Annotated in this window: 19 protein-coding genes; 17 read left to right on the top strand and 2 right to left on the bottom strand. The window is 43.2% G+C overall.

Annotated features, from left to right (window positions below):
- Positions 1–99 precede the first annotated feature (99 nt).
- Positions 100–948: an AraC family transcriptional regulator gene (locus AB5618_RS02770; protein WP_173734868.1), complete on the bottom strand. Its 849-nt coding sequence runs from the start codon at positions 946–948 to the stop codon at positions 100–102.
- Positions 949–1142: 194 nt separating this feature from the next.
- Here AB5618_RS02770 and AB5618_RS02765 point away from each other — a divergent pair, with 194 nt between their 5' ends.
- Both AB5618_RS02765 and AB5618_RS02760 read left to right on the top strand, forming a co-directional pair.
- Positions 1143–2939, top strand: a complete 1797-nt coding sequence (locus AB5618_RS02765) for an L-fucose isomerase (RefSeq protein ID WP_118577763.1) — start codon at positions 1143–1145, stop codon at positions 2937–2939.
- Between the two features lie 311 nt (positions 2940–3250).
- Positions 3251–4453: a hypothetical protein gene (locus tag AB5618_RS02760; RefSeq protein ID WP_368366461.1), complete on the top strand. Its 1203-nt coding sequence runs from the start codon at positions 3251–3253 to the stop codon at positions 4451–4453.
- Between the two features lie 62 nt (positions 4454–4515).
- On the opposite strand, the gene AB5618_RS02755 is transcribed toward AB5618_RS02760, so the two are convergent.
- Complete coding sequence (locus AB5618_RS02755; RefSeq protein WP_118577760.1) at positions 4516–4959, bottom strand: RbsD/FucU family protein; 444 nt, start codon at positions 4957–4959, stop codon at positions 4516–4518.
- 257 nt (positions 4960–5216) lie between these two features.
- On the opposite strand from AB5618_RS02755, the gene AB5618_RS02750 reads away from it, so the two are divergent.
- The 15 genes from AB5618_RS02750 (at position 5217) to rhaB (ending at position 24546) form a co-directional block, all read left to right on the top strand.
- Positions 5217–6065 carry a class II fructose-bisphosphate aldolase gene (locus AB5618_RS02750; protein ID WP_173717930.1) on the top strand — a complete coding sequence of 283 codons (849 nt, stop codon included), beginning with the start codon at positions 5217–5219 and terminating at the stop codon, positions 6063–6065.
- Between the two features lie 11 nt (positions 6066–6076).
- Entirely contained in the window at positions 6077–7084 is a 1008-nt protein-coding gene (locus AB5618_RS02745) for a LacI family DNA-binding transcriptional regulator (protein ID WP_368366460.1), read from the top strand.
- Positions 7081–8595, top strand: a complete 1515-nt coding sequence (gene xylB / locus AB5618_RS02740) for a xylulokinase (RefSeq protein ID WP_173716632.1) — start codon at positions 7081–7083, stop codon at positions 8593–8595. The genes AB5618_RS02745 and xylB overlap by 4 nt, the downstream gene beginning before the upstream one ends.
- Before the next feature lie 14 nt (positions 8596–8609).
- On the top strand, positions 8610–9659 hold the full coding sequence (locus AB5618_RS02735; protein WP_118577758.1) for a galactitol-1-phosphate 5-dehydrogenase: 1050 nt from the start codon (positions 8610–8612) through the stop codon (positions 9657–9659).
- A gap of 4 nt (positions 9660–9663) precedes the next feature.
- Positions 9664–10593 (top strand): 1-phosphofructokinase, encoded by a 930-nt coding sequence (gene pfkB, locus AB5618_RS02730; RefSeq protein ID WP_368366459.1) that lies wholly within the window; start codon positions 9664–9666, stop codon positions 10591–10593.
- Between the two features lie 88 nt (positions 10594–10681).
- Entirely contained in the window at positions 10682–11692 is a 1011-nt protein-coding gene (locus AB5618_RS02725; RefSeq protein WP_368366458.1) for an aldo/keto reductase, read from the top strand.
- A 272-nt stretch (positions 11693–11964) separates the two neighbouring features.
- Positions 11965–13587: a response regulator gene (locus tag AB5618_RS02720; protein ID WP_173770688.1), complete on the top strand. Its 1623-nt coding sequence runs from the start codon at positions 11965–11967 to the stop codon at positions 13585–13587.
- Positions 13584–14654 (top strand): FAD:protein FMN transferase, encoded by a 1071-nt coding sequence (locus AB5618_RS02715; protein ID WP_368366457.1) that lies wholly within the window; start codon positions 13584–13586, stop codon positions 14652–14654. Before AB5618_RS02720 ends, AB5618_RS02715 begins: the two co-directional genes overlap by 4 nt.
- A 117-nt stretch (positions 14655–14771) precedes the next feature.
- A complete protein-coding gene (locus tag AB5618_RS02710; RefSeq protein WP_368366456.1) occupies positions 14772–16586 on the top strand; it encodes a sensor histidine kinase in 1815 nt (604 codons plus the stop codon).
- The gene (locus AB5618_RS02705; RefSeq protein WP_195379218.1) at positions 16573–17568 is read left to right on the top strand and encodes a substrate-binding domain-containing protein; all 996 of its coding nucleotides are present in this window, start codon (positions 16573–16575) and stop codon (positions 17566–17568) included. The genes AB5618_RS02710 and AB5618_RS02705 overlap by 14 nt, the downstream gene beginning before the upstream one ends.
- Before the next feature lie 371 nt (positions 17569–17939).
- The gene (locus tag AB5618_RS02700; RefSeq protein ID WP_118577750.1) at positions 17940–18917 is read left to right on the top strand and encodes an ABC transporter permease; all 978 of its coding nucleotides are present in this window, start codon (positions 17940–17942) and stop codon (positions 18915–18917) included.
- 20 nt (positions 18918–18937) lie between these two features.
- The gene (locus AB5618_RS02695) at positions 18938–20449 is read left to right on the top strand and encodes a sugar ABC transporter ATP-binding protein (protein ID WP_148461187.1); all 1512 of its coding nucleotides are present in this window, start codon (positions 18938–18940) and stop codon (positions 20447–20449) included.
- A 10-nt stretch (positions 20450–20459) separates the two neighbouring features.
- On the top strand, positions 20460–21437 hold the full coding sequence (locus tag AB5618_RS02690) for an ABC transporter permease (protein WP_118577748.1): 978 nt from the start codon (positions 20460–20462) through the stop codon (positions 21435–21437).
- Positions 21438–21616: 179 nt separating this feature from the next.
- The gene (locus AB5618_RS02685) at positions 21617–22729 is read left to right on the top strand and encodes a substrate-binding domain-containing protein (protein ID WP_148461188.1); all 1113 of its coding nucleotides are present in this window, start codon (positions 21617–21619) and stop codon (positions 22727–22729) included.
- A 413-nt stretch (positions 22730–23142) separates the two neighbouring features.
- On the top strand, positions 23143–24546 hold the full coding sequence (gene rhaB, locus AB5618_RS02680) for a rhamnulokinase (protein ID WP_118577746.1): 1404 nt from the start codon (positions 23143–23145) through the stop codon (positions 24544–24546).
- Positions 24547–24556 lie beyond the last annotated feature (10 nt).

Raw genomic sequence — 24556 nt, 5'->3', positions numbered from 1 at the left:
ACGAAAAAAATCACATCTTTAGCATATCTGAGAAATAAGAGAAAAAGAAGTCAATTCTTTTTTTGTGGGCGGGCGTCCGGCCAATGCTCGCCCTCCTAATCAGCTTTTCTTATATTTTCCTGGTGTAGTTCCTTTGTATTTTTTAAATGTACGTATAAAATAGCTCAGATCATTAAATCCATTTCGATATGCAATATCTGTAATAGAATCATCGGTTGTGGAGATTTCATAGCAGGCTCTCTCAATGCGCTGCCTGTTCAGATAATCCATGGGAGTCTGATGGGTCATTTCGGAGAAAAAACGGCAAAAGTATTTGGGTGACATGGATACGGAGGCCGAAAGCTGTTTTAGTGTCAGAGCCCCCGTATAGTTGTGCTCAATGAAATCAAGTACCTGTTTCAGCTGTAAAATTCTCTTATAATCACGTCTTGCGCGTGTTATACTTTCAAGATAGTAATGATTACTAAAAATAATGCCGAAAAAGTGGTAAAATTGTCCAATTACAGTGAGCTCGTAGCCAGGTTCTCTTTTCCAAAGAGAATCAAAAAGACTGTTTATTGTATTGCAGATTTCTATATGCTTTGGTGTAAAATGATGATAGATCAGAATTTCCTGATGAATAATCTTCTGCATATATCCTGCACAAACAGAATTATTTTTGAGGAAAACATTTCCGTCGAAAACAATGCACTGATAAAGACAATTATCAGGAATTCCACTGTGAAGAATTCCACTATGTACAAAAATGATGTCTCCAGCTGTTGCAATGAAACTTTTTTCGTCTAAAGTGACAGTGAGAGAGCCCTCAAGAATACGAATGATTTCATATTCTACATGCCAGTGATAGGACATTACATAGCGCGGATGAGCCTGATCAATATGATGAAATTCAAAAGGAAAATCATATGTTCCCCTTAAACGGTCTTCATTATGGTCCAGATCCTGCAAAATAAATTCCTCCTTAAGTTAATTTGATGGATTTTTTACAAAATGATCAAAAAAGTGAATATTGTACTATTTTTTGCCATTATATCACAAGTAATTACGGTTTGGCAATTGTATACTATGAACTATAGGAAACAGGGAGGTTTTTTAGTGAAACCTCTTAAAAAAGAATATATTTATTATGGAGGTAATGAATCATGGCAAAGAGCAGATTAGTAGGCAGCTATCCGGTTATCGGTATCAGACCAACAATCGACGGACGTAGAGGAGCACTCGATGTCAGAGGATCTCTTGAAGAGCAGACAATGAATATGGCTAAATCCGCTGCGAAACTTTTTGAAGAAAACCTGAGATATTCCAACGGTGAGCCTGTTAAAGTTGTTATCGCTGATACAACAATCGGACGTGTAGGTGAAAGTGCTGCATGTGCTGACAAATTCCGTAAAGAAGGCGTAGACATCACACTTACTGTTACACCGTGCTGGTGCTATGGCGCAGAGACAATGGATATGGATCCTCAGACAATCAAAGCTGTATGGGGCTTCAACGGAACAGAAAGACCAGGAGCAGTTTACCTTGCATCCGTTCTTGCTACACATGCACAGAAAGGTCTTCCGGCATTCGGTATCTATGGACATGATGTTCAGGAAGCTGATGACACATCTATCCCGGCAGACGTTGAAGAGAAATTACTCAGATTCGGACGTGCAGCAGTTGCAGCTGCTTCCATGAGAGGCAAATCCTATCTGCAGATCGGTTCCGTTACAATGGGTATCGGCGGATCTATCATTGATTCCGATTTCATCGAATCCTATCTTGGAATGCGTGTTGAATCCGTTGATGAGGTAGAAATCATCCGTCGTATGACAGAAGGCATCTACGATCACGCAGAATTTGAGAAAGCTCTCAAATGGGCGAAAGAGACCTGTAAGATTGGTTGGGACAAGAACCCTGAAGAACTGCAGTTCTCCCCAGAGAAGAAAGAAGAGCAGTTTGAGTTCGTAGTTAAAATGGCAGTTATCATCAAAGAGCTGATGAACGGCTGCGATAACCTTGATCCTGCATTCTCCGAGGAAGCAATCGGACACAACGCTCTGGCAGCTGGTTTCCAGGGACAGAGACAGTGGACAGATTTCTATCCAAACGGTGACTTTGCAGAAGCTATGCTGAACACATCCTTTGACTGGAACGGAGCTCGTGAGCCATACATCCTCGCTACAGAGAATGACGTTCTTAACGGACTTGGAATGATGTTCATGAAACTTCTTACAAACAGAGCTCAGATCTTCGCTGATGTTCGTACATACTGGAGCCCAGAGGCTGTTAAGAAAGCTACAGGATATGACCTTGAAGGCGTAGCTAAAGAAGCTGGCGGATTCCTTCACCTGATCAACTCCGGTGCTGCTTGCCTTGACGCTAACGGCGAAGCTAAAGATGAAAACGGCAATGCTGTTATGAAACAGTGGTGGGATATCACAGAAGAAGACCAGAAAGCTATCATGGAAAACACTGAATGGTGTATGGCTGACAACGGATACTTCCGTGGAGGCGGATACTCCAGCCGTTATGAAACAAAAGCTCAGATGCCTGCAACAATGATCCGTTTGAACCTTGTTAAAGGACTTGGACCGGTTCTGCAGATTGCTGAAGGATGGACAGTTGCTCTTCCAGCAGAAGTATCTGACAAACTTTGGAAACGTACAGACTACACATGGCCATGTACATGGTTTGCTCCAAGATGCGATGGCAAAGAGGGACCGTTCAAGACAGCTTATGATGTAATGAACAACTGGGGAGCTAACCACGGTGCTATCTCCTACGGACATATCGGAGCTGACCTGATCACAATGTGCTCTATGCTTCGTATCCCGGTATCTATGCATAACGTTCCGGAGAAAGATATCTATCGTCCGGCAGCATGGAATGCATTTGGAATGGATAAAGAGGGTGCAGACTTCAGAGCTTGCAAGAACTATGGACCTCTTTATAAATAATTAGCTTTTTATAATTTAACTGCTTTCTTTCACTCCCCCAGGACAATGAAGGAAAGCTGAGAGAGCGGGACTTTTGTCTCGCTCTTTTATTGTCTGGGGCTCTTTATCGGACATACATTCGCATGATTTCACGCCCGGATTCCCGATTTTTCTGTGAAATTGTTTATAAAAACACCTCGCGGAACATTACCGGTGAATAGTAACTGTTGCTGTAAAATAATGGGAAAATATGAGAAAAATGGTTGCAAGTTTTTCCTGGTGTGTTACAATGAAAAACAGAAAATGTATATAAGAGGGAAAAGAGGATATATATGAAGAAAAAGCTGGGAATGTTGCTGGCTGTGCTTCTTACTTTTTGCATGACTGTGGGAGTTTTTGCAGATGCAGGAAAGACACAGCAGGTTGATTATAAAACAGATTACTATATGATTGTAGAATCGCCTGATGGCGGTGTTGACATGTATTCAGAGGCAGATGCTTCCAGCCCGAAGCTGAATGATGAGTTGATTCCTAATGGAACTGCGATCCATGTAGAAGGAGAGACCACAGATGAAGCTGGAAAGGTATGGGTATATGCTCAGCTTCATGGCATGTTTGGTTTCCTGGAAGAGAATTATCTGAAGCCGGCCACTCTTGCCGAGGCAGTGGCATCAGAGCTTGCCTTATACGGAAGCAAGGATGCGAATTACAGTCTTACAGTCAATGCTAAGGAAGACGGTTCCGTTTGCCTGTATAAAGGACCTGGAAAAAAGTACGGCACAGTTTCCGGAGGCTGTAATATAGCGAATGGTGAGAAGTTATATATTGATACAGAAGTAGATACTGGTAAAGATGGTATCTGGGGACACACAGAGGCTGGTGATGTTTCTGGCTGGGTAAATATTGCAGAAGCCACCAATACGGAAGAGAGTACAGTAGAACTTGTTCCTGAAACTGAGAAAGAAGCGGAAGACGGTTCCCAATCTGTTCAGGCTGGAGAGAATACTTCTGAAGTTGGAAAAGCAGGTACCGAAGGCAAAGACAGCAGTGATGCGGAGGCAGAGCCAACAGGCACTCCTACCCCGAAGCCTGAGAAGACAAGTACTCCTGCTCCGAAGCCAACTGAGACGAGTACTCCTGCTCCGGAACCGACTAAGAAAGCAACTGCAGCTTCAGAGCCAACTGAGACAAGTACTCCTGCCCCTGAGCCGACTGAAGCGAGCACTCCTGCCCCGGAACCAACTGAGGCGAGCACTCCTACCCCGGAGCCGACTGAGACAAGTACTCCTACTCCGGAACCAACAGAGACAAGTACTCCCACCCCGGAGCCAAGTGTGACTATTGCGCCTACAGAAGAGGCAGCAGTAACAGTTGCTCCTTCAGAAAGTGCAGAACAGGAAGCGTCCAGCGAAAATGTGGAGAGCACAGATAAAGGAATGAGTTCTGCTATCTGGATTCTGGTTGTAGTTATTATCATTGGTATCGCAGTGGTAATCTGGCTCCTTAAGAAAAAAGGAAAAAATAGTGAATCATAATAAACATGAATAATAAAAGCTCCGCCGGGAATCCGACGGAGCTTTTTAGCTGAAATAAAAAATTATTTGTTGATAACAACACCTTTCTGAAGCATAACGTTTGCGTAAACAGCTTTCTCACCTGTAGCGATAATACAATATGCTTTCTTTGCCTCTTCATAAAATGCGAAACGCTCGATATTTCCAACTGCCTCGGCGCCACGTTCATCATGTTTGGAAACAATCTCTTTGTATGTATCCCAGATTGGAGTTTTTACCGGATCGCCAGGCATAACTTCCATCAGGGTAACTGGTTTCTCTACATAAGAATCAAGAGGGATAACAGTAAGGATAGCGTCCAGAAGTTCTGGAACTCCATGTCCGTCGCAGCGAACAACAATTGCATCTTTACCCATTGATTCTACTGGGAAGTTGCCGTCCGCGATAACGATGCGGTCGCTGTGTCCCATCTCGCATAAAACTTTTAAAAGCTGTGGTGAAAGTATTTCTGGAATTCCTTTTAACATAATATATTCTCCCTTCGTTCTTTCTCAGAAATCTGGCACAGTAATCTATAAAAACTGATACCGGTTCCGAAAGTATTCTACTCTATAAGTTACCTTTCTTTGCTGGATTTTTCAAGGTAAAATTTTACGCAAAAAGATGAAATATTTACTGTTGACAGAAATTTGGAAAAGAGTTAATATGAACTAAAACAGAAACGTTTCGGTTTCTTGAAAACAGAAGATTCACGGCCTGTATCAGCAGGCAGAAGGAGGAGAATATGCCACTTGTTACATCTAAGGAAATGTTGTTGAAGGCTCAGCAGGGCGGTTACGCAGTGGGTGCGTTTAATGCAGAGAATATGGAGATGGTGAAAGCGATCATTCAGGCAGCTGAGGAGTTGAAAGCACCTGTTATGATCCAGACTACTCCATCTACTATTAAATATGGCACTCTTGAGACCTATCAGGCAATCGTTGCAGCAGAAGCTGCAAAGGCTTCCGTTCCGGTTTGCCTGCACCTTGACCACGGCAGTAGCTTTGATCTCGCCATGAAGGCTCTGAAGGCTGGATATACTTCCGTGATGATTGACGGTTCTAAGCTGGATTATGAAGGAAACATTGAGGTGAGCAAGAAGGTGGCTGACGTAGCAGCTTCTATGGGAATCCCATGCGAGGCAGAACTTGGTAAGGTAGGTGGTAAGGAAGACGACCTGGTTGCAGTTGCAGATACCAATACCGATCCACAGGAAGCCAGAGAATTTGTAGAGCGCACCGGCGTTACTTCTCTTGCGGTAGCAATCGGCACAGCACATGGCTTCTATGTGGGAACTCCTGTTCTTGATAAGGAGCGTTTAAGTGAAATTCGTGAAGTTGTAGATATTCCTCTGGTTCTTCATGGCGCTTCCGGCCTTAGCGATGAGGATGTTATGGATTGCGTAAAGAGAGGAATCTGTAAGGTTAATTTTGCCACCGAGCTTCGTGCAGCATACTCCAAGGCTGTCAGAGAGACACTTGAGGATGAGAAGGTATTTGATCCTAAGGCATATGGCAAGGCTGGAATTGCAGCTGTGAAAGAGCTTGTAATGGCCCGTATGAAAGTTTGCGGCTGTGACGGAAAGGCTGAGTAAGAGGCTGATTTATGGCAGCGACGATGAAAGATATTGCCAGACGGACAGGACTTGGTCTGGCAACGATTTCCTCTTATTTCAATGGGGGGAATGTAAGAGAGAAGAACCGTATCAAGATCGAAGAAGCCATCGAAGAATTACATTACGAAGTAAATGAAGTTGCCCGCGGTCTGAAGACCAATGCGACCAAGACAGTGGGGGTTGTGATTCCAGAGCTGAACAATGTTTTCTGCGCAGAAATCATCAGTGGAATGGAGGATATCCTCCGAAGCCATGGATATGCAGCGATTGTCTGTGACTGCAGAACAGATAAGAAGCTTGAAAAAGAAGCAGTGGATTTCCTTACCCGGAAACGTGTGGATGGAATTATCAATATGCCGGTAGATATGACTGGAGCCCATCTGAATGAATTTCAGAAAACAGATAAACCCATTGTGCTTATCGACCGTATGATCCAGGGAATATCCTGCGACTGTGTGCTGGTGGATAATGTAAATGCAGCTGAGAAGGCTGTTGGCATGCTGGTAGAAGAACAGCATCAGAAGATTGGTCTGATCGGTGGACCGGATGAGGTATTCACTGCCAGACAGCGTATGTTAGGATATATGAAAGCACTTAAGGCTCATGGAATTGCGGTTGATGAAAAGCTGATCTGTCATGGTGATTACACGATCCAGGGAGGGGTTCAGGCAGTAGAAGAGCTGGTGAAAGAGAATCCGGATATGACAGCTGTTTTTGTGACGAACTATGAGATGACTATGGGGGCAGTGATCGGGCTTAACGAGATGGGGGTATCCATGCCAGAGGAGATTTCCCTGGTGGGATTTGACAATCTGCCTTTTGCCCGTGCATGCAAACCTGCACTTACCATTGTTTCACAGCCCACAGAGAAAATTGCAAGGGAAACAGCACAGATCATGCTGGAACGGCTTGAAGGAAGAAATGAGCTTCCTGACCATATTGTACGGAAACTTCAGACTGATATTTTTATGGGGAAATCCATAAGGAGACAAGGATGAGCAAAGACTATTTATTAGGAATTGATATTGGAACCAGCGCGTGCAAGGTTGCCATATTTAACAAGAACGGAAAGGTGATGGCTTCCGCCAATGGGGATTACCCTGTTTATTATCCTCATGAGGGATGGGCGCAGCAGAAGCCGGATGAATGGTGGCATGCGGTTTGCGGCGCTATTTGCGAATGCCTGGAGACAGGTAATATTTCAGGAGAGCAGATTGCCGGAGTGGGAATTGATGGGCAGAGCTGGTCGGCTATTGCCATTGACCATGAGGGAAATGTTCTGACAGATACACCTATCTGGATGGATACAAGAGCCCAGGAAATCTGCGACAGACTCAATAATGAAATCGGCAGTGAGAATATTTTCAATGTTGCAGGTAATTCTCTTCAGCCTTCTTATACCACAGCGAAGATTCTCTGGTATAAGGAGAATATGCCTGAAGTATATAATAAGATTTACAAGATCCTTCAATCAAACAGCTTTATTGCTTACAGACTGACTGGTGCCATCACACAGGATCTTTCACAGGGATATGGCCTGCATTGCTTTGATATGCGTACTGGTACCTGGGATGAAGTGATGTGTGAGAAACTGGGAATTCCTGTGGATTTTCTTCCGGAGATTGTTGCGTGCGATAAGGTAGTGGGAACTGTGACGGAAGAGGCGGCAGCCCAGAGTGGACTGACTGTCGGAACTCCTGTAGTGGCCGGCGGTCTGGATGCAGCCTGTGGGACACTTGGTGCAGGTGTGATCCATCCGGGGGAGACCCAGGAGCAGGGTGGACAGGCTGGTGGCATGAGCATCTGCACAGATACATACAAAGCAGATCCAAGTCTGATCTTAGGATATCACGTAGTGCCAGGCAAGTGGCTTCTTCAGGGAGGAACTACCGGAGGCGGCGGTGTCATGCGCTGGTTTGAGAGAGAATTTGCAGCTTATGAGAGGAGCCGCAAGGCGGATACCGGGAAATCCTCTCTGGAACAACTGAATGAAATTGCCGAGGCAGTACCAGCCGGAAGTGAAGGCGTTGTGTTCCTTCCATATATGTCCGGGGAGAGATCCCCTGTCTGGAATCCATACGCCAAAGGCGTTTTCTATGGACTTGATTTTGCTAAGACCAAGGGACACATGGTAAGAGCCTGTATGGAGGGCGTAGCATTTTCCCTGCGCCATAATCTGGAGGTGGCTGAAGCGGCAGGTGCTAAAGCAGAAGTTCTTCGTGCTATGGGAGGTTCAGCCAATTCCCTTCTCTGGACTCAGATTAAGGCTGATGTGACAGGCAAGGCAGTGGTGGTCCCTGCTTCCGATACAGCAACCACATTAGGTGCTGCAATCCTGGCTGGCGTAGGAGTTGGATTTTATAAAGATTACGAGGAAGCGGTTTCCATGACAGTGAAAGAGACAAGACGCCATGAGCCCAATCCTGAGAATAAAGAAGTTTATAATAAGACATACCGTACATATAGGGATTTATATGAATCTCTGAAAGCTATGATGGTACGGAAGTAAGGAGGTATTTCAAGATGAAAGCAGCAGTTGTAGTTGCAAACGAGGATGTACAGTACCAGGAAATCGAAGAACCACAGGCAAAACCAGGCTGGGTAAAGATTAAAGTAAAAGCTTCCGGCATTTGTGGCTCTGATGTTCCGCGAGTATTGAATCATGGTGTTCATTTTTATCCTATCGTTCTTGGACATGAGTTTTCTGGTGATGTAGTAGAAGTTGGAGAAGGGGTCACCAAGGTGAAAGTTGGCGACCGCGTTTCCGGGGCTCCGCTTCTTCCGTGCATGAAGTGTGATGATTGTCAGAATGGAAACTTCTCCTTATGTAAGCATTACAGTTTTATCGGTTCCAGGCAGCAGGGAAGTAATGCGGATTATGTAGTAATTCCAGAGCAGAATGCGATTCCTTTTGATCCGTCTATTTCCTATGAACAGGGTGCAATGTTCGAGCCATCCACAGTTGCTCTTCATGGACTCCTTCAGAATGATTATCAGGGCGGTCGCTGCGTAGCAATTTTAGGATGTGGAACAATTGGCATATTCACAATGCAGTGGGCAAAGATCTTTGGTTCCAAGAAGGTTGTCGTATTTGATATTAGTGAGGAACGCCTGGATCTTGCCATGAGAATGGGCGCAGATGCAGTTATCAATACAACCAAAGAGAATTATATGGAAGAGGCTATGGCAATTACCGGTGGTAAGGGCTATGAATATGTGTTTGAAACAGCCGGACAGGTTCCCACTATGCATATGGCATTTGAACTTGCTGCGAATAAGGCACACGTATGCTTCATTGGAACACCTCATGCAGATCTTACATTTACACCAAAGCAGTGGGAGAATATGAATCGTAAAGAATTTAAACTTACAGGCTCCTGGATGTCCTATAGTTCCCCGTTCCCAGGCAAAGAGTGGGATCTTACAGCTCATTATTTTGCAACCGGTCAGCTGAAATTTGATCCGGGATTTATTTATCGCAAAATGCCAATGAGTCAGGCTCAGGAAGCATTCCAGCTCTATAAGACACCTGGTCTTGTAAAGGGGAAGATTCTTCTGATGAATGAGGATTGAGCATATGATACTGACAGTAACATTAAATGCAGCCATTGATAAGCGGTATGTGGTAAATAACTTTAAGACTGGAGAAGTGAATCGTGTAAAGGAATGTACTTATGTTCCTGGTGGAAAAGGTCTGAATGTATCCAAGCCGGCTTCAATTTACGGAGCAGAGGTGACTGCCACAGGTTTTGTAGGTGGTTATGCAGGAGCTTATATTGAGAATGCATTGAAACCGTTTGGTATTAAAAGTGCTTTTTATCATGTAGCTGCAGAGAGCAGATCCTGTATTAATATCTGGGATGAAGTTAATAAAGTTCAGACAGAATTTCTGGAACCTGGGTTTACCCTTACAGAAGAGGATTTTGCCGGATTTGAGGAAAAATTCTGTAATCTTGTAAAAGAAGCGAAAGTAGTTGCAATGTCAGGAAGTGTTCCGAAAGGACTTGATGGAACTGCTTATCAGCGACTTATAAAGATTGTAAAAGAGGCAGGAATTCCGGTTATTCTGGATACCAGTGGCAAACTTCTTGAAATGGGAATTGAAGCAGCACCTACTATGATCAAGCCCAATATTGATGAAATCCGTATGCTCACAGGCAAGAAATGTGATAATATTCAGGATATTATAGTTGCGGCGAAAGAGATTCATGCAAAAGGTGTGGAAATCGTAGCTGTTTCCCTGGGAGCTGACGGTTCTCTTGCAGTAGGTAATGAAGGAATTTTCCGTGCACTGGTTCCGAGAATAAATGCAGTGAACACAGTTGGGTGTGGAGATTCTATGATCGCAGGATTCGCACTGGGTTTATCCAGGAGACTTTCACTTCCTGAGACAATGAAACTGGCAAGTGCTATTTCAGCGGCAGCAGCCATGCGCGAGGAGACTGGATTTTTTGTGATGGAAGATATGGAAAAACTGCTTCCACAGATTGAGGTTACTAAATTATAAGAAAATGTAGTAAAAGATATTAAGCGAAAGTAAATTGCGTTGTAATTGAAAGCCAGAGTGCAAAAGAAATGTTAAGGAGGATAAGAAAATGACAATGATTGATCCGGCAATTGTTCCGCAGAGAACACTTTATACTGGCGCTAAGATGCCAGCTGTTGGAATGGGTACTTTTGGAAGTGACCATGCAGATGCAGACGCAGTTTCTGCTTCTGTTGCAGGTGCACTTCGCGTAGGTTACCGTTCTTTTGATTGTGCTGCATGTTACGGAAATGAAGATATGATCGGAAAGATTTTCGCAGATGCATTTGCAGAAGGTATTGTAAAAAGAGAAGAACTTTTTATTGCCTCCAAAGTATGGAACGATATGCATGGTGACGGAGATGTACTGATTGCCTGTGCGAAGACCTTAAAGGATCTGAAGCTTGACTATCTGGATATGTATTATGTTCACTGGCCATTCCCGAACTATCATGAACCACATTGTGATGTGGATTCCAGAAATCCTGATTCCAAACCGTTTACAGTAGAGCGCTTTATGAAAACCTGGCGCCAGATGGAGCGCCTGGTAGATATGGGTCTGACGAAACATATCGGTATGTCTAATATGACAATCCCGAAACTGGAGGCAGTACTTCCACTTTGCAGAATTAAACCAGCTGCGATCGAGATGGAGCTTCATCCATGCTTCCAGCAGCCGGAGCTGTTTGATTATTGCAGAGCGCATGGTATTGAAGTGGTAGGATTCTGCCCAATTGGTTCTCCTGAACGTCCGGAACGTGATAAAATGCCAGAAGATATTGCGGATATTGAACTGCCAGAGCTGAAAGCAATTGCAGCGGCACATGGTGTACATCCAGCAGTTATCTGCATTAAATGGGCTGTACAGAGAGGTGCTTCCCCAATTCCATTCTCTTTGAAAGAGAAGAATTACACCATGAACCTGAAATGTGTCACGGAAGATCCTCTGACAGAAGAAGAGATGGAAACCATCCGTTCCCTTGATAAGAATAACCGTCTGATCAAAGGCCATGTATTCCTGTGGGAAGGTGCAAAGGACTGGCACGATCTCTGGGATGAGGATGGAGTGATCGTAAAATAATGGTTATAATTTCAAAGCTTCTTTAAATATCTTACACAGCAGAAAAGCTGCAGGGTTTATAATTCTTATAACTTTGCAGCTTTTTTGTTACCAGTAAACAGTAATAGTAACACACACCAAACAAACTCTGGAATTGTTTGTTTAGTTTGCATGATTTTATGGTATGTGATAATATAATATTTAGCTGAAATTAATAGAATACCATGTGCAAACAGGCACCGGGGGGGAGCCGATGAGGTACATGCTGTGTATAGAAAGGGAAAGCGAAAACTATGTATCGAATTTTACTTGTAGATGATGAGATCCTGGTACGTGACGCCATAAAGGAGAATATTGACTGGAAGTCCATGGATTGCCAGCTTGTAGGAGACTGCGAAAACGGAAAGCAGGCAGCAGATTTTGTGAAGAGCCATCCGGTAGATATTGTTCTCACAGATATTTTGATGCCGTATATGGATGGAATGGAACTGAGCCATTTTCTGCATGATAATTACCCGGAGATCGTAATTGTGATCTTCAGTGGCTTCGGGGAATTTGAATATGCAAAGAAAGCAATTCAGTATAATGTAAGCGAATACATGCTGAAGCCGGTAACTGCTATGGAGCTCAGAGAAGTTATTGGCAAAATGAAAGAAAAAGTAGATCTGCAGAGAAAAGAAAAGAAGAAAATAGAATCCCTCACAAAGACATCTCAGGATTATCACAAAAATGCTCTGGTGATTCGTTCGAAAGCGATTGAATCTCTGGTAAGCTGTACTCGGGATGTGCAGGAGAGCCTGGAGGAATTGTCTGGAATGGGAATTAATCTGGAGGCAGCATCTTATCGGGTTGCGTTATTTGACATGGATCTGTTTTCCGATATTCATCAGATTGATATGGAAAAACGCCAGGAGAGCGCATTAATGGCTTTTGTTTTATTTAATGTTGCAGATGAGATCGTGACAGATCGTAATGCAGGAATTGCCTATCAGGAAGGAAATAACCGGGTGTGTATCCTCTTTATGGGAAACCGCAGCAGGGAGTTTTCCAGAGAAATACAGGAAATCTGTCAGGAAATCCAGAAAAAAGTAAAAGAAGTGATCGGCATTGAAGCTTCAGCAGGAATTGGGGGCTGGGTAAGGAATCCCGGAGATACGATCCAGTCTCATAACCAGGCTGAGAAGGCTATTGAACTGCGCTATTTACTGGGCGGAAATCTGCTCATTGATACAGAAACACTGAATCCGGAGAGAAGTATTTCTTTGCAGCAGCCATTAAGCGATATGGTAGATGGAATCAAGAAAGGCAATGAAGCTGAGATGAATCAGGCTCTTTCTGTTATGAAATCTGAGATCAAAAAGGCCAGAGTGGATAAAAGTCAGGCCTGTGTCTGCCTTCAGATGATTCTGCGTCATGCAGGAAGCTGCTGGGAAGCTCTTTCTTCTGAGAATGAAGATCTGTTCCACAAAAGAGAAATTCTCATGGGACGGGTAACCGAACAGAAAACTTTTAAGGAAGCTTTTAAAATGGCAGAGGACTATGTTCACGAGGTATTCGAAAGGTGCTCTTCCCTGAACAGCTCCAGCGGTCAGAAGCAGGCGGTACTTGCTATGGAATATATTCGCCAGCATTACAATGAGCCGGAATTAGGATTGAATGATATCTGCTCCTATCTGAATATTGGTACAAGCTATTTCAGTACTATTTTTAAGGAAGCCACAGGAGGCACTTTCCTGGAATTCCTCAGTAAGACCCGTATGGAAAAGGCAAAGGAACTCCTGGAACAGACTGCACTTAAGAACTATGAGATTGCGGAGAAGGTGGGCTTTTCAGATCCCCATTATTTTGGAATTTCTTTTAAGAAAATGACAGGTAAGACTCCTACCGAGTATGCAAGGGAAAAAAGATCCATATGAAAAGAAAAGTACTGACGGCAGCCGGCATATGTATTGGAATTTTGATTCTTACAGAAGGCAGCAGGTATTTTGTTCAGAATCAGAAATGCCAGAAGCAGCTGTTTGCGATGGACACCTATATGGAGTTTACCGCATATGGTAAAAATAGCGAAAAAGCTGTAGATGCAGCTATAGAAGAAGTACAGAAACTGGATGCGATGTTATCAGCAGAAAACAGTAAAAGTGAAGTATATGCCTTAAACGAACAGGGAAATCTGCAGGCAACAGATGATCTGGCAGAACTGATCCTCCGGGGAAAAGAGATTTATCAGGAGACAGACGGACTTTTTGACGATACGATTTATCCGGTGATGAAGCTATGGGGATTTCCCACAGGTAATTATCATGTGCCTACAGCTGCAGAAGTACAAAAAAAACTGGCACTGGTGGATGGAAATAAAGTAGAAATACAGACCCGGGACTCTGATGAAAAGGGCAGGGACAGCAAAGAAAAAACAAAGTTTGTAACGCTTGGAGCAGATCAGCAGATTGATTTTGGAGGAATTGCAAAAGGATATACAGGTCAGAAGCTGGCAGAGCTTTTTCAGGAATATGGCGTTTCTTCCGCATTGGTTTCTCTTGGAGGAAACATTCAGGCGATAGGGACGAAGCCAGACGGCAGCAGCTGGAAAGTGGGAATACGTGATCCAAAAGGCGGACAGCAGGATTATATTGGTGTTTTATTTGTGGAAAATCAGGCCGTAGTTACTTCTGGCGGTTATGAGCGGTATTTTGAAGAAGATGGGAAGACCTATATTCATATCATCAATCCCAGGACAGGATATCCGGCAGATGGAGATCTGCTGTCTGTGACAATCGTATCAAGGGATGGTACACTTGCAGATGGAATGTCCACGGCTCTTTATATCATGGGTTATGAGAAAGCTTGTCAATTCTGGCGGCAGCACAGGGAAGAATTCAATGTGATCCTGGTAACAGATGATGGGAAGATTCATATTTCAGAGAATCTTAAGGAAAATTTTCAGACAGAATGTGATCTGGAAATGATTGAATCCGGAAGTGAATAATTGCAGCTATAAAAGAGTTGTTGACAGCAGGTGAATTATTTCTGCAGAAATCAGTAATGAAAGGTATGAAAAATAAAAAGTTGAAATGAATGAGAAAAATGCAAGGGAGAGCAGCCTATGAATGAAAACAAAAGAGAGCGAAAATTTCTTAAAGGCTTTAAAAGTATTCAAAGCACTATATTTGTGGCTGTTTCTGCTCTGGTTCTCTGTGCGGTGCTTGCAGCGACTGCAGTATCAGTAAGATATACGAATTCTACAGTTTATGAGAACTCTGCCATTTATACCCAGACAATTATACATCAGCTGAATCAGAATGTTGATTCGTATATTACATATATGGATAATATTGCCTCAGTTATTGCAAAAAGCCAGGATGCGTATCAGCTATTGTACCAGCGCATCGGTGAGGATGAGGCTGTAAAAGAAGGACACAGGAAACGTCTCCTGGAACAATTTAGTACGATACTGAAAGGCCGTGATGACATCTGCAACATTGGAATCGTGCAAAAAGATGGAGTTATGCTTATAAACAGCGGATATCAGGCCACCAATCCGGATCTGGATCTTTCCACTCAGGAGTGGTACACCAATGCGGTAGATAACTACAATCAGTATTGTCTCAGTTCTTCCCATGTCCAGCATGTGATTAAGGACCAGCGTCCGTGGGTGATTACATTAAGCCGCGAAGTCCACAATTTCTATGGCACGGGAAACAGTGACGGTGTTGTATTTATTGACTTGAATTATAGCGCCATCAGTGAGCTCTGCGACCAGAACAGCATTGGGGATAAGGGATATGTATTTATTCTGGATCAGGATGGGAACATCGTTTATCATCCAAGCCAGCAGCAGCTGTATAATGAGCTTCAGACGGAGAACATTGATATTGTTATGAATGCCGACACAGATACGGTAGTAACAGGAGAGGGAGATGACGAAAAAATCTATACACTTGCCCGCTCTGAAATAACTGGCTGGACGATTGTTGGCTGCATGAATATGGCAGAGCTTTTAAAGAGCAGTAAAGAGGCCAATAACATATATGTAATGACGGCCATTGTACTGGTTGTGATCGCCATGCTTATTTCCAGCTTTATTGCCAGAAGCATAACTCTTCCGATTCAGAAGCTTCGTGATTCTATGGAAAGGGTTCAGGAAGGAGATTTCAAGGCAGCAGATGATCTGGTTATACCTTCCCAGAATGAAATTGGAAGTCTTACCACATCATTCAATGTGATGACCCATAAGATTGAAGATCTGATGGCACAGAATGTCCACGAACAGGAACTGAAGCGAAAGAGCGAACTGAAAGCTCTTCAGTCCCAGATCAATCCCCACTTTCTTTATAATACGCTGGATTCCATTATCTGGATGGCAGAAGGAAAGAAATATGAAGATGTAGTACTGATGACCGCTTCTCTGGCACGGCTTTTGCGGCAAAGTATCAGCAACGAAGATGAAACGGTCCTCATCGGCCAGGAAATCCAGTATGTAAAGAGTTATCTCACCATTCAGAAAATGCGCTATAAGGATAAACTGGAATTTGAGATCAATGTGGATCCATCTATTAACAGTGTGCATATAGTGAAGCTTGTACTTCAGCCAATTGTGGAAAATGCAATTTATCATGGTCTTAAATATAAGGAATCAAAAGGGATGCTTACTGTTAACGGATACCAGAAAGATGGAAATGCAGTTATCGAAATAGCAGATGACGGTGTGGGAATGGATGAGGAGACCCTGAACCGGATTTTTGAGAAGCATAAAGTCAATTATCGTTCTAATGGTGTCGGTGTATACAATGTTCAAAGACGTCTCTGTATGTACTATGGAAAGGAATATGGTCTGAGCTATAAAAGTGAAAAAGGAAAAGGTACGACTGTTACAGTGGTAATTCCGATCGAGCAGGAGGAACATCATGAAAAAGCGTAAACAATGGCTTATGCTTGTATGCATAGCGCTGGCGGTGTGTCTGGTTTCCGGAGGAATGCTTTATATTCGTCAAAAAAATAATAACAAAAAGTGGTCATTAATTTACATACCGAAAACAGAGGATGGAACCAATGACTTCTGGACCTCCCTGATTTCCGGGACAAGAATGGCGGCGCAGGAATGCGGTGCAGAACTGGAAGTGCTGGCACCGGAGAGAGAACAGGATGTGGAGGTACAGAATAAACTTCTGGAAGAGGCCATTGAGAAAAATCCGGATGCAATATTATTTTCCCCTTCCAGCTTTGATGCTTCCGATGAATTATTGCAGGAGGCAAAAGATAAGGGAATCAAGATCACATTTATAGATTCCTATACAGAAAGCAATATTCAGGATATGACAGTTGCCACAGATAATCTGGAAGCAGGAAAGCAGCTGGGGGAATATGCCAGAACTTTTTTAAATAAGGATTCCCAGATTGCAATTGTAAGCCATGTAAAAGGTGTTTCCACCGCAATCGAAAGAGAACAGGGCTTTCGGGAAGGTCTGGGGGATTATAACAAGAATGTTGTAGACGTAGTATATTGTAATTCCCAGTTTGATAAAGCTTCACAGCTTACAGAAGAACTGATGGAGAAATATCCGAATCTTGAAATGATTGCAGGAATGAATGAATATTCCTCTGTAGGCGCAGCACGGGCGGTACAGAAACATGATATGGAAGACCAAATCCAGGTAGTGGGGGTAGACAGCTCCCAGGAAGCAGTCCAGCTTATGGAAAAGGGTGTCTTCAAGGGAATTGTTGTGCAGAAAGCGTTTAAGATGGGCTATCTGGGTGTAACGGAGACTGTGCGTATGCTGCAGGGCAAACCTTACGATGAGAATGTAAATTCCGGCTGTCAGCTTGTAACTCCGGAGAATATGTATTCCAGCGAAATCGAAAAGCTGATCTTCCCATTTAATACCATAAAACAGACTTTGTAGCTGTTCTGTATCTTCACAGCTGCACGTTTTGCGGAAGAGTTACCCGATTTATGCTGTACCAGATCTTTTTAATATACTCTGTCAGATAAAATGAGACCTCAGGTTCGATCCTTTTGCGTTTCTTACGTATGAAAAGGATTGAATTTGAGGTTTTTTGATTTTACACGGTAAAGTGTTAGTGCATATTTCACATAAAAGGTTAAAAAATTATGACCATACCGTAAATATTTAACCTTTTTCTGGAAAATATTCTATTACAATTGTGCAGAATTCAAGGTATTATATAGAAAACGCAGAGAGTGCAAAAAGTTATTGCTCAGGAAGAGTGAGGTAAACCTGGACAATAACAAAAAATCAAGGAGGGTGAAAAGTTGGAAAAGTTAAAACAAAATCCAATTGTGAAAAAGCTCGGCCTGAACAGAATCATGCTTGTTTGTATTCTTGTTCTTATGTTCGTAGTTTTCAAGGTAGTACTCGGAAGTAAATTCCCTGTTGGCGACAGTATCAAATCTACTTTGAACTATGTATACTTCTTGGGCTTTTTATCACTTGGAGTAACATTTGTAATTGCTACAGGAGGAATTGATTTCTCCATCGGACCGGTTATGTTCTGCTGTGCACTGGTTTCCGGTTACTGCATGACTTCTTATGGAGTTCCCTGTGCAGCTGCCATGGTTCTGTGTGTGCTCATTGGTCTTGCATTTGGTATATTTAATGGATGGCTGGTTTCTTATATGTCAGTTCCGCCATTTATCGTATCCATGGCTTCCATGAACATTGCAAAAGGCATTGCTTCTGTATTTACCAAGACACAGTCAGTCAGCTGGCCGCAGAGTTCTGATCCGGTAAACGGATGGTTCCGTAATATCGCATCTTATAATGGATTCCCGGTTGGTCTTGTGATCTTCCTTGGAATGGCAGTGGTTTGCGGTATTGTTCTTTACAATACAAAGCCAGGACGTTATATCCTTTGTCTTGGATCTAACAGCGAGGCAGTTCGTCTTTCTGGTGTCAATACCAGAAAATGGAGAATGCTTGCATATGTGATCTGTGGATTCCTGGTAGGAATCGGAGCACTGTTCTTTGTAGCTACTTATACAACCGTTCAGCCAGGATATGGCGATCAGTATAACAACGAGGCAATTGCAGGCTGTGTAATGGGTGGTACATCCATGGTTGGTGGACTTGCTTCCATCGGCGGTACTGTAATCGGTGTATTTATCATCTCTCTTCTTCAGCAGGGAATCATGGCATTTGGTCTTGGCAAAGGACAGCAGATGATTATTACAGGTATCATTGTTATTGTAGCAGTTTACGCTGACGTTTCTGCAAGACGCAGAAAGAACTGATCATAAGGGAGGATTCGACAATGGGTGAAGTTATTTTAACTATGAAGGATATTGATAAGTCCTTTCCTGGAGTTCATGCCCTGGATCATGTTAATTTCGAAGTGAAACGCGGTGAAGTACATGCACTTATGGGAGAGAACGGAGCCGGAAAGTCCACACTGATGAAGGTGCTTACCGGTATTTACCAGAAGGATTCCGGAACAATTACATATAAAGGCAAAGAGACAGAATTTCACAATACCCGTGAAGCTCAGGATGCCGGAGTGGTAATCGTACATCAGGAATTAAATATGATCGGAGATCTGACTGTTGCACAGAACATCTTTATCGGACGTGAACCGAAGAAGGGAATCCGTGTAGACGACAAGAAGATGATCGAAGATTCCAGAAAATTATTTCAGGATCTGAATATTGAGATCGATCCGAGAGAAAAAATGAGTAATCTTACTGTTGGTAAGCAGCAGATGTGTGAGATTGCAAAGGCTATTTCCCACAAAGCTGAGGTGATCATTTTTGATGAGCCGTCAGCTGCTCTTACTGAGAAGGAGATTGCGGATTTATTTGAAATCATCAAAGACCTTCGTAAGAAGAATCTGGGTATTGTATACATCTCACACCGTATGGATGAGATCAAGGTCATCACAGACCGTGTAACTGTCATGCGAGATGGTGGCTATGTTGGAACCCTGATCACAGCAGACAGTACAAAAGAAGATATTATCAACATGATGGTTGGTCGTGTTATTTACGAAGATCCGAAGGATCATAGCATGGTTGCCCCAGATGCCCCGGTTGTTTTGAAGGTAGAGCATCTGAATGCAGGCAAGATGGTTCAGGATGTAAGCTTCGAGCTTCGTAAAGGTGAAATCCTTGGCTTCTCAGGACTGATGGGAGCAGGACGTACTGAGACAGCCAGAGCACTGTTTGGGGCAGATCCGAAACAGAGCGGTAAGATTTCCATTATGGGTAAAGATGGACAGCTCCATGAAGTAACCATCAACAGCCCACAGGATGCTGTTAAATATGGTATCGGTTATCTGTCTGAGGACAGAAGAAGATATGGAGTTGTTGTTCAGAAATCTGTAACAGAGAACACAACCCTGGCTACCATGGAAGAATATTGCAACGGTTTATTCATCAACAAAGCCAAAGAGAAAAAAGTTACAGAGAGATATGTGAAAGAGCTTGCAACCAAGACTCCTTCTACAGACCAGCTGGTAGTGAATCTTTCCGGTGGTAACCAGCAGAAGGTAGTTATTGCAAAATGGCTTACCCGTGACAGTGAGATCCTGATCTTCGATGAGCCTACAAGAGGTATCGACGTTGGTGCGAAGAACGAGATCTACAAGTTAATGAGCAAGCTTGCAGCAGAAGGAAAATCTATTATTATGATTTCCTCTGAAATGACTGAGATTCTCCGAATGAGTGACCGAATCATCGTTATGTGTGAAGGTAAGGTAACAGGAAATATTGATATTTCTGAAGCTACACAGGAACACATCATGAATAAGGCGACACGGAATATCGATTAAGGAGGACGTCATGACTAAGAAGAAAAAAAGTATTTTAAGTGATCAGAGATTTATTGTTTTGCTGGTTATCATTGCACTGTCTGCTGTTTTCTCCTTTATGAGTAAGGAGTTCAGACAGTACACCACAATCCTGAGTATGCTGGATTTCTCATATTATGACCTTCTGATGGCAATCGGTGTTACATTCCCGCTTATCACAGGCGGTGTAGACCTGTCAATCGGAACTGGTATGGTATGTTACGCATTGATCGGCGGAACACTTGTAAGAAGCAACAATGTTCCAGTAGTAGTAGCAATGCTGCTCTGTGTAGTGCTTGGAATTGCAATCGGCGCATTGAACGGTGTTCTCATTGGTATCATGAACCTGCCGCCATTCCTTGCTACTCTTTGTACCTGTATGATTACCCGTGGTGCTGGTTCTCTTTGCAGTGCTACACCATGGCCAACACTGAATCAGCCAGGCGGATGGTTCCATTCCATCTTTAAACTGACAATCGGACAGGGAAGAAGCGCTTCCCGTTACCCGCTCGGTTTCCTTTGGATGATCCTTCTGGTAATCCTGATGGAGTTCGTTCTGAATCATACAAAATTCGGACGTTACACCATCGCAATCGGTTCCAACAAAGAAGCAGCAGCTCTTTCCGGAATCAATGTTAAGTTTTACCATGTAATGGTATACGTAGTTTGCGGTCTGTTTACCGGACTTGCAGCTATCGCATACGCAGCAGTAACTCCTACTGTACAGCCTGGTACTGGTGCTGGACTTGAGATGGACGCAATCGGCGGTGTATTCGTTGGTGGTGTTGCAGCTTCCGGTGGTTATGGATCTGTAGTAGGAACTCTGGTAGGTATTTTCGTAATCATGCTGTTAAAGACCGGTCTTCCATATGTCGGTCTGCAGGCAAACTGGCAGCAGATCATCACAGGTGTTGTATTGATCGTTGCAGTATTGATCGATATCCTGAAAGAGAAAAAAAGTGCACACTAATAACTGAAACATACAGGCTGGCTTACAGACAGTCAGCCTGAAGAAAAGCAGAATTCTGTTTATAAGCAGAACAGCTGGTAAACAGCAACAATTTCATAACGGATGTGAAGCGTCGGAGAGTGTAGCGACGTATCATCATAAAAAACTATATAATTTTTATTTCAAGGAGGAAGTAGTAAATGAAAGCAAAGAAAGTTATGGCATTAGTACTCTGTGCAGCAATGGTATCTGGTTTAGCAGCAACAACTGTTATGGCAGCTCCGGAAGATCAGTTTGAAGGACTTACAGCTAACGAAGCTTATGAATTCCCTATGATGGTTAAATCTTTCCAGGCTACATACTGGGAAGCAGCTATGAAAGGTATGGACAAAGCAGCTGAAGAATTAGGTGTTACCTATACAGCACAGGGACCAAACAGTGAGTCCGATATCGCTGACCAGGTTAACATGATCAATACAGCTATCGCAGCTAATCCTGTTGGATTAGGACTTGCAGCTTGCGATACATCTTCTGTTCAGGAAGCTCTTCAGACATGTGTTGACAAAGGAATCCCGGTTGTTACATTTGATACAGGTATCGCTGATGCTCCGGAAGGATCTGTAGTTTGCGAAGTCTGCACAGACAACAATCAGGCTGGTTCTGTAGCAGCTGAGAACATGTATCCGGCAATCAAAGACGTTATCGCTAATGCTGACGGACAGGTTATCATCGGTGAGGTTAATCAGGATGCTACAGGTCTTAACATCCAGCAGCGTGGTACAGGATTCATCAATAAGATGATCGAGCTGATTAAAGCTGATGGAAAAACAGTAGCAGTTAAAGGTAATGAGTTCTATGTAAACGCAGCAGAAGGTGCTGACGCTGAAGAAGCTGACGCAGACGTTGTTATCCAGGTTGCAGTTCCGGCACAGACAACTGTAGAGCTTTGCTCCACAGAGGCTCAGGCTATCCTTTCCCAGGAAAACTGTATCGCAATTTTCGGTTCCAACCAGGTTGCAGCAGAGGGTGTTCTTGCAGCTAACGCTAACCTGAACGTTCTTGGTTCTGACGCAGCTAACGGCGACGTTATCGGTGTTGGTTTCGACGCTGGTTCTATCATTAAAGCAGCTGTAACAGATGGCACATTCCTTGGTGCAGTTACACAGTCTCCTCTGATGATGGGATATTATGCAATCTACGCTCTGACAGCAGCTGCTAACGGAGCTGAGCTTGAGGATGTTCCTACAGCTGGTTACTGGTATGATTCTACAAACATCGACGATGAAAACATCGCTCCAAACCTTTACGACTAATTAAAAAGTAAAGAGACGACACAACGTCCAATGTTTGCAGGTTTATAAACTGTGAATGAAACAGACCCCTGGGGCATTGCCCCGGGGGTTTTCTGGGTGAAAGAGGAATTATTGCAGCACGGAAAATATTGTCACTATCTTCCGGATACTTTATGTGAGAGGTTTTTGTGAATATAGTGGACAGAACATTCTGGTTGCAAATAAGGACACTTTTTTAGACAAACAAGGTTCTTATTTATTGATGGATATTATAGTACTATGATATCATCAATTAGAAAGGCAGCTGTGTGAGGAACATCAGGATTTGTACGTTATTGTTTATGGAAAATGTTCGATGCGACATTTGTGTGTGACAATAAGACAGGAACCTTGATACATACAGCGTAATTTTACAATTGAGGAGGTTTCATAAAATGACAAAGTATTATTTAGCAGTAGATATCGGTGCTTCCAGCGGACGTCTGATCCTTGGACATCTTGAGAATGGAAAAATGGAGCTTGAGGAAGTTCATCGTTTTGAGAATGGAATGGTAAAGAAAGACGGCGAGCTTTGCTGGGAGTTTGACAGACTTTTCCAGGAAATTAAGAATGGTCTTAAGAAATGTAAAGAGATCGGCAAGATTCCGGTAAGCATGGGCGTTGATACCTGGGGCGTTGACTTTGTACTGATGGATAAGGACGACAAGGTTCTTGGAAATACGGTGGGATATCGTGATCACAGAAATGAAGGTATGGATGAGGAAGTATATAAGACGATTTCTCTTGAGGATCTTTATGCACGTACCGGTATTCAGAAAGCAATTTTCAACACGGTATATCAGCTGATGGCTGTGAAGACAAAACATCCGGAATATCTGGAACAGGCTGAAACTATGCTTCATGTACCGGATTATTTCCATTATCTTCTTACAGGCAAGAAAACCTGTGAGTATACAGAGGCAACAACAGGTCAGCTGGTAAATGCAGAAACAAAGGACTGGGATTACGAACTGATTGATAAACTTGGATATCCAAGAAAAATGTTCCAGAAGCTGATCATGCCTGGTACCAGTGTTGGACACTTTACAGAAGAGGTAAAAGCAGAAGTTGGGTTTGATGTGGAAGTTGTAGCACCGGCTACACATGATACCGGATCCGCAGTTCTTGCAGTTCCTGCAAACGACGACGATTTTATTTATATCAGCTCAGGAACATGGTCATTGATGGGAATTGAAAGAGAAAAAGCTGACTGCTCCAAGAAGAGTTGCGAGATGAACTTTACAAATGAGGGCGGCTATGCAGGAAGATTCCGTTATCTGAAGAATATCATGGGACTTTGGATGATCCAGTCTGTTCGTCATGAATATGATGATAAATATGGATTTGCAGAAATCTGTCAGATGGCAGAGGAAGCGAAAGATTTCCCATCCAGAGTAGATGCAAATGATGAGTGCTTCCTTTCTCCGGAAAGCATGATCGAAGAGGTTAAAGATTACTGCAGAAGAACCGGACAGAAGGTTCCGGAAACTTTAGGAGAAATTGCTACTGTTATTTATACCAGTCTTGCTGAGTGCTATGCAAAGACAGCAAAGGAACTGGAAGAGATGACAGGAAGAACCTTCAGTCGTATCCATGTAGTTGGCGGCGGTTCCAATGCAGGCTATCTTAATGAGCTGACTGCGAGAGCAACAGGCAAAGAGGTTCATGCAGGTCCTGGAGAGGCAACTGCAATCGGTAATATTACCGCTCAGATGTTAAAAGCAGAAGAGTTTAAATCAATCGAAGAGGCTCGTACTACCATTCATGAGTCCTTTGGAATTAAGGTATATCAGGCTTAATGAGAAGTTA

This window comes from Ruminococcus sp. J1101004sp1_RTP21198st1_B9_RTP21198_201120, from assembly GCF_040924245.1.
Classification (GTDB): Bacteria; Bacillota; Clostridia; order Lachnospirales; family Lachnospiraceae; genus Blautia_A; species Blautia_A faecis.
The sequence above is the reverse complement of the archived record's forward strand: the minus strand, read 5'-3'. Positions and strand labels throughout refer to the sequence as shown.

Bases quoted from the DNA above. Each gene is read 5' to 3' on its own strand.
- AB5618_RS02765 (WP_118577763.1), top strand. From the start codon at position 1,143: ATGGCAAAGAGCAGATTAGTAGGCAGCTATCCGGTTATCGGTATCAGA.
- AB5618_RS02760 (WP_368366461.1), top strand. From the start codon at position 3,251: ATGAAGAAAAAGCTGGGAATGTTGCTGGCTGTGCTTCTTACTTTTTGC.
- AB5618_RS02755 (WP_118577760.1), bottom strand. From the start codon at position 4,959: ATGTTAAAAGGAATTCCAGAAATACTTTCACCACAGCTTTTAAAAGTT.
- AB5618_RS02750 (WP_173717930.1), top strand. From the start codon at position 5,217: ATGCCACTTGTTACATCTAAGGAAATGTTGTTGAAGGCTCAGCAGGGC.
- AB5618_RS02745 (WP_368366460.1), top strand. From the start codon at position 6,077: ATGGCAGCGACGATGAAAGATATTGCCAGACGGACAGGACTTGGTCTG.
- xylB (WP_173716632.1), top strand. From the start codon at position 7,081: ATGAGCAAAGACTATTTATTAGGAATTGATATTGGAACCAGCGCGTGC.
- AB5618_RS02735 (WP_118577758.1), top strand. From the start codon at position 8,610: ATGAAAGCAGCAGTTGTAGTTGCAAACGAGGATGTACAGTACCAGGAA.
- pfkB (WP_368366459.1), top strand. From the start codon at position 9,664: ATGATACTGACAGTAACATTAAATGCAGCCATTGATAAGCGGTATGTG.
- AB5618_RS02725 (WP_368366458.1), top strand. From the start codon at position 10,682: ATGACAATGATTGATCCGGCAATTGTTCCGCAGAGAACACTTTATACT.
- AB5618_RS02720 (WP_173770688.1), top strand. From the start codon at position 11,965: ATGTATCGAATTTTACTTGTAGATGATGAGATCCTGGTACGTGACGCC.
- AB5618_RS02715 (WP_368366457.1), top strand. From the start codon at position 13,584: ATGAAAAGAAAAGTACTGACGGCAGCCGGCATATGTATTGGAATTTTG.
- AB5618_RS02710 (WP_368366456.1), top strand. From the start codon at position 14,772: ATGAATGAAAACAAAAGAGAGCGAAAATTTCTTAAAGGCTTTAAAAGT.
- AB5618_RS02705 (WP_195379218.1), top strand. From the start codon at position 16,573: ATGAAAAAGCGTAAACAATGGCTTATGCTTGTATGCATAGCGCTGGCG.
- AB5618_RS02695 (WP_148461187.1), top strand. From the start codon at position 18,938: ATGGGTGAAGTTATTTTAACTATGAAGGATATTGATAAGTCCTTTCCT.
- AB5618_RS02690 (WP_118577748.1), top strand. From the start codon at position 20,460: ATGACTAAGAAGAAAAAAAGTATTTTAAGTGATCAGAGATTTATTGTT.
- AB5618_RS02685 (WP_148461188.1), top strand. From the start codon at position 21,617: ATGAAAGCAAAGAAAGTTATGGCATTAGTACTCTGTGCAGCAATGGTA.
- rhaB (WP_118577746.1), top strand. From the start codon at position 23,143: ATGACAAAGTATTATTTAGCAGTAGATATCGGTGCTTCCAGCGGACGT.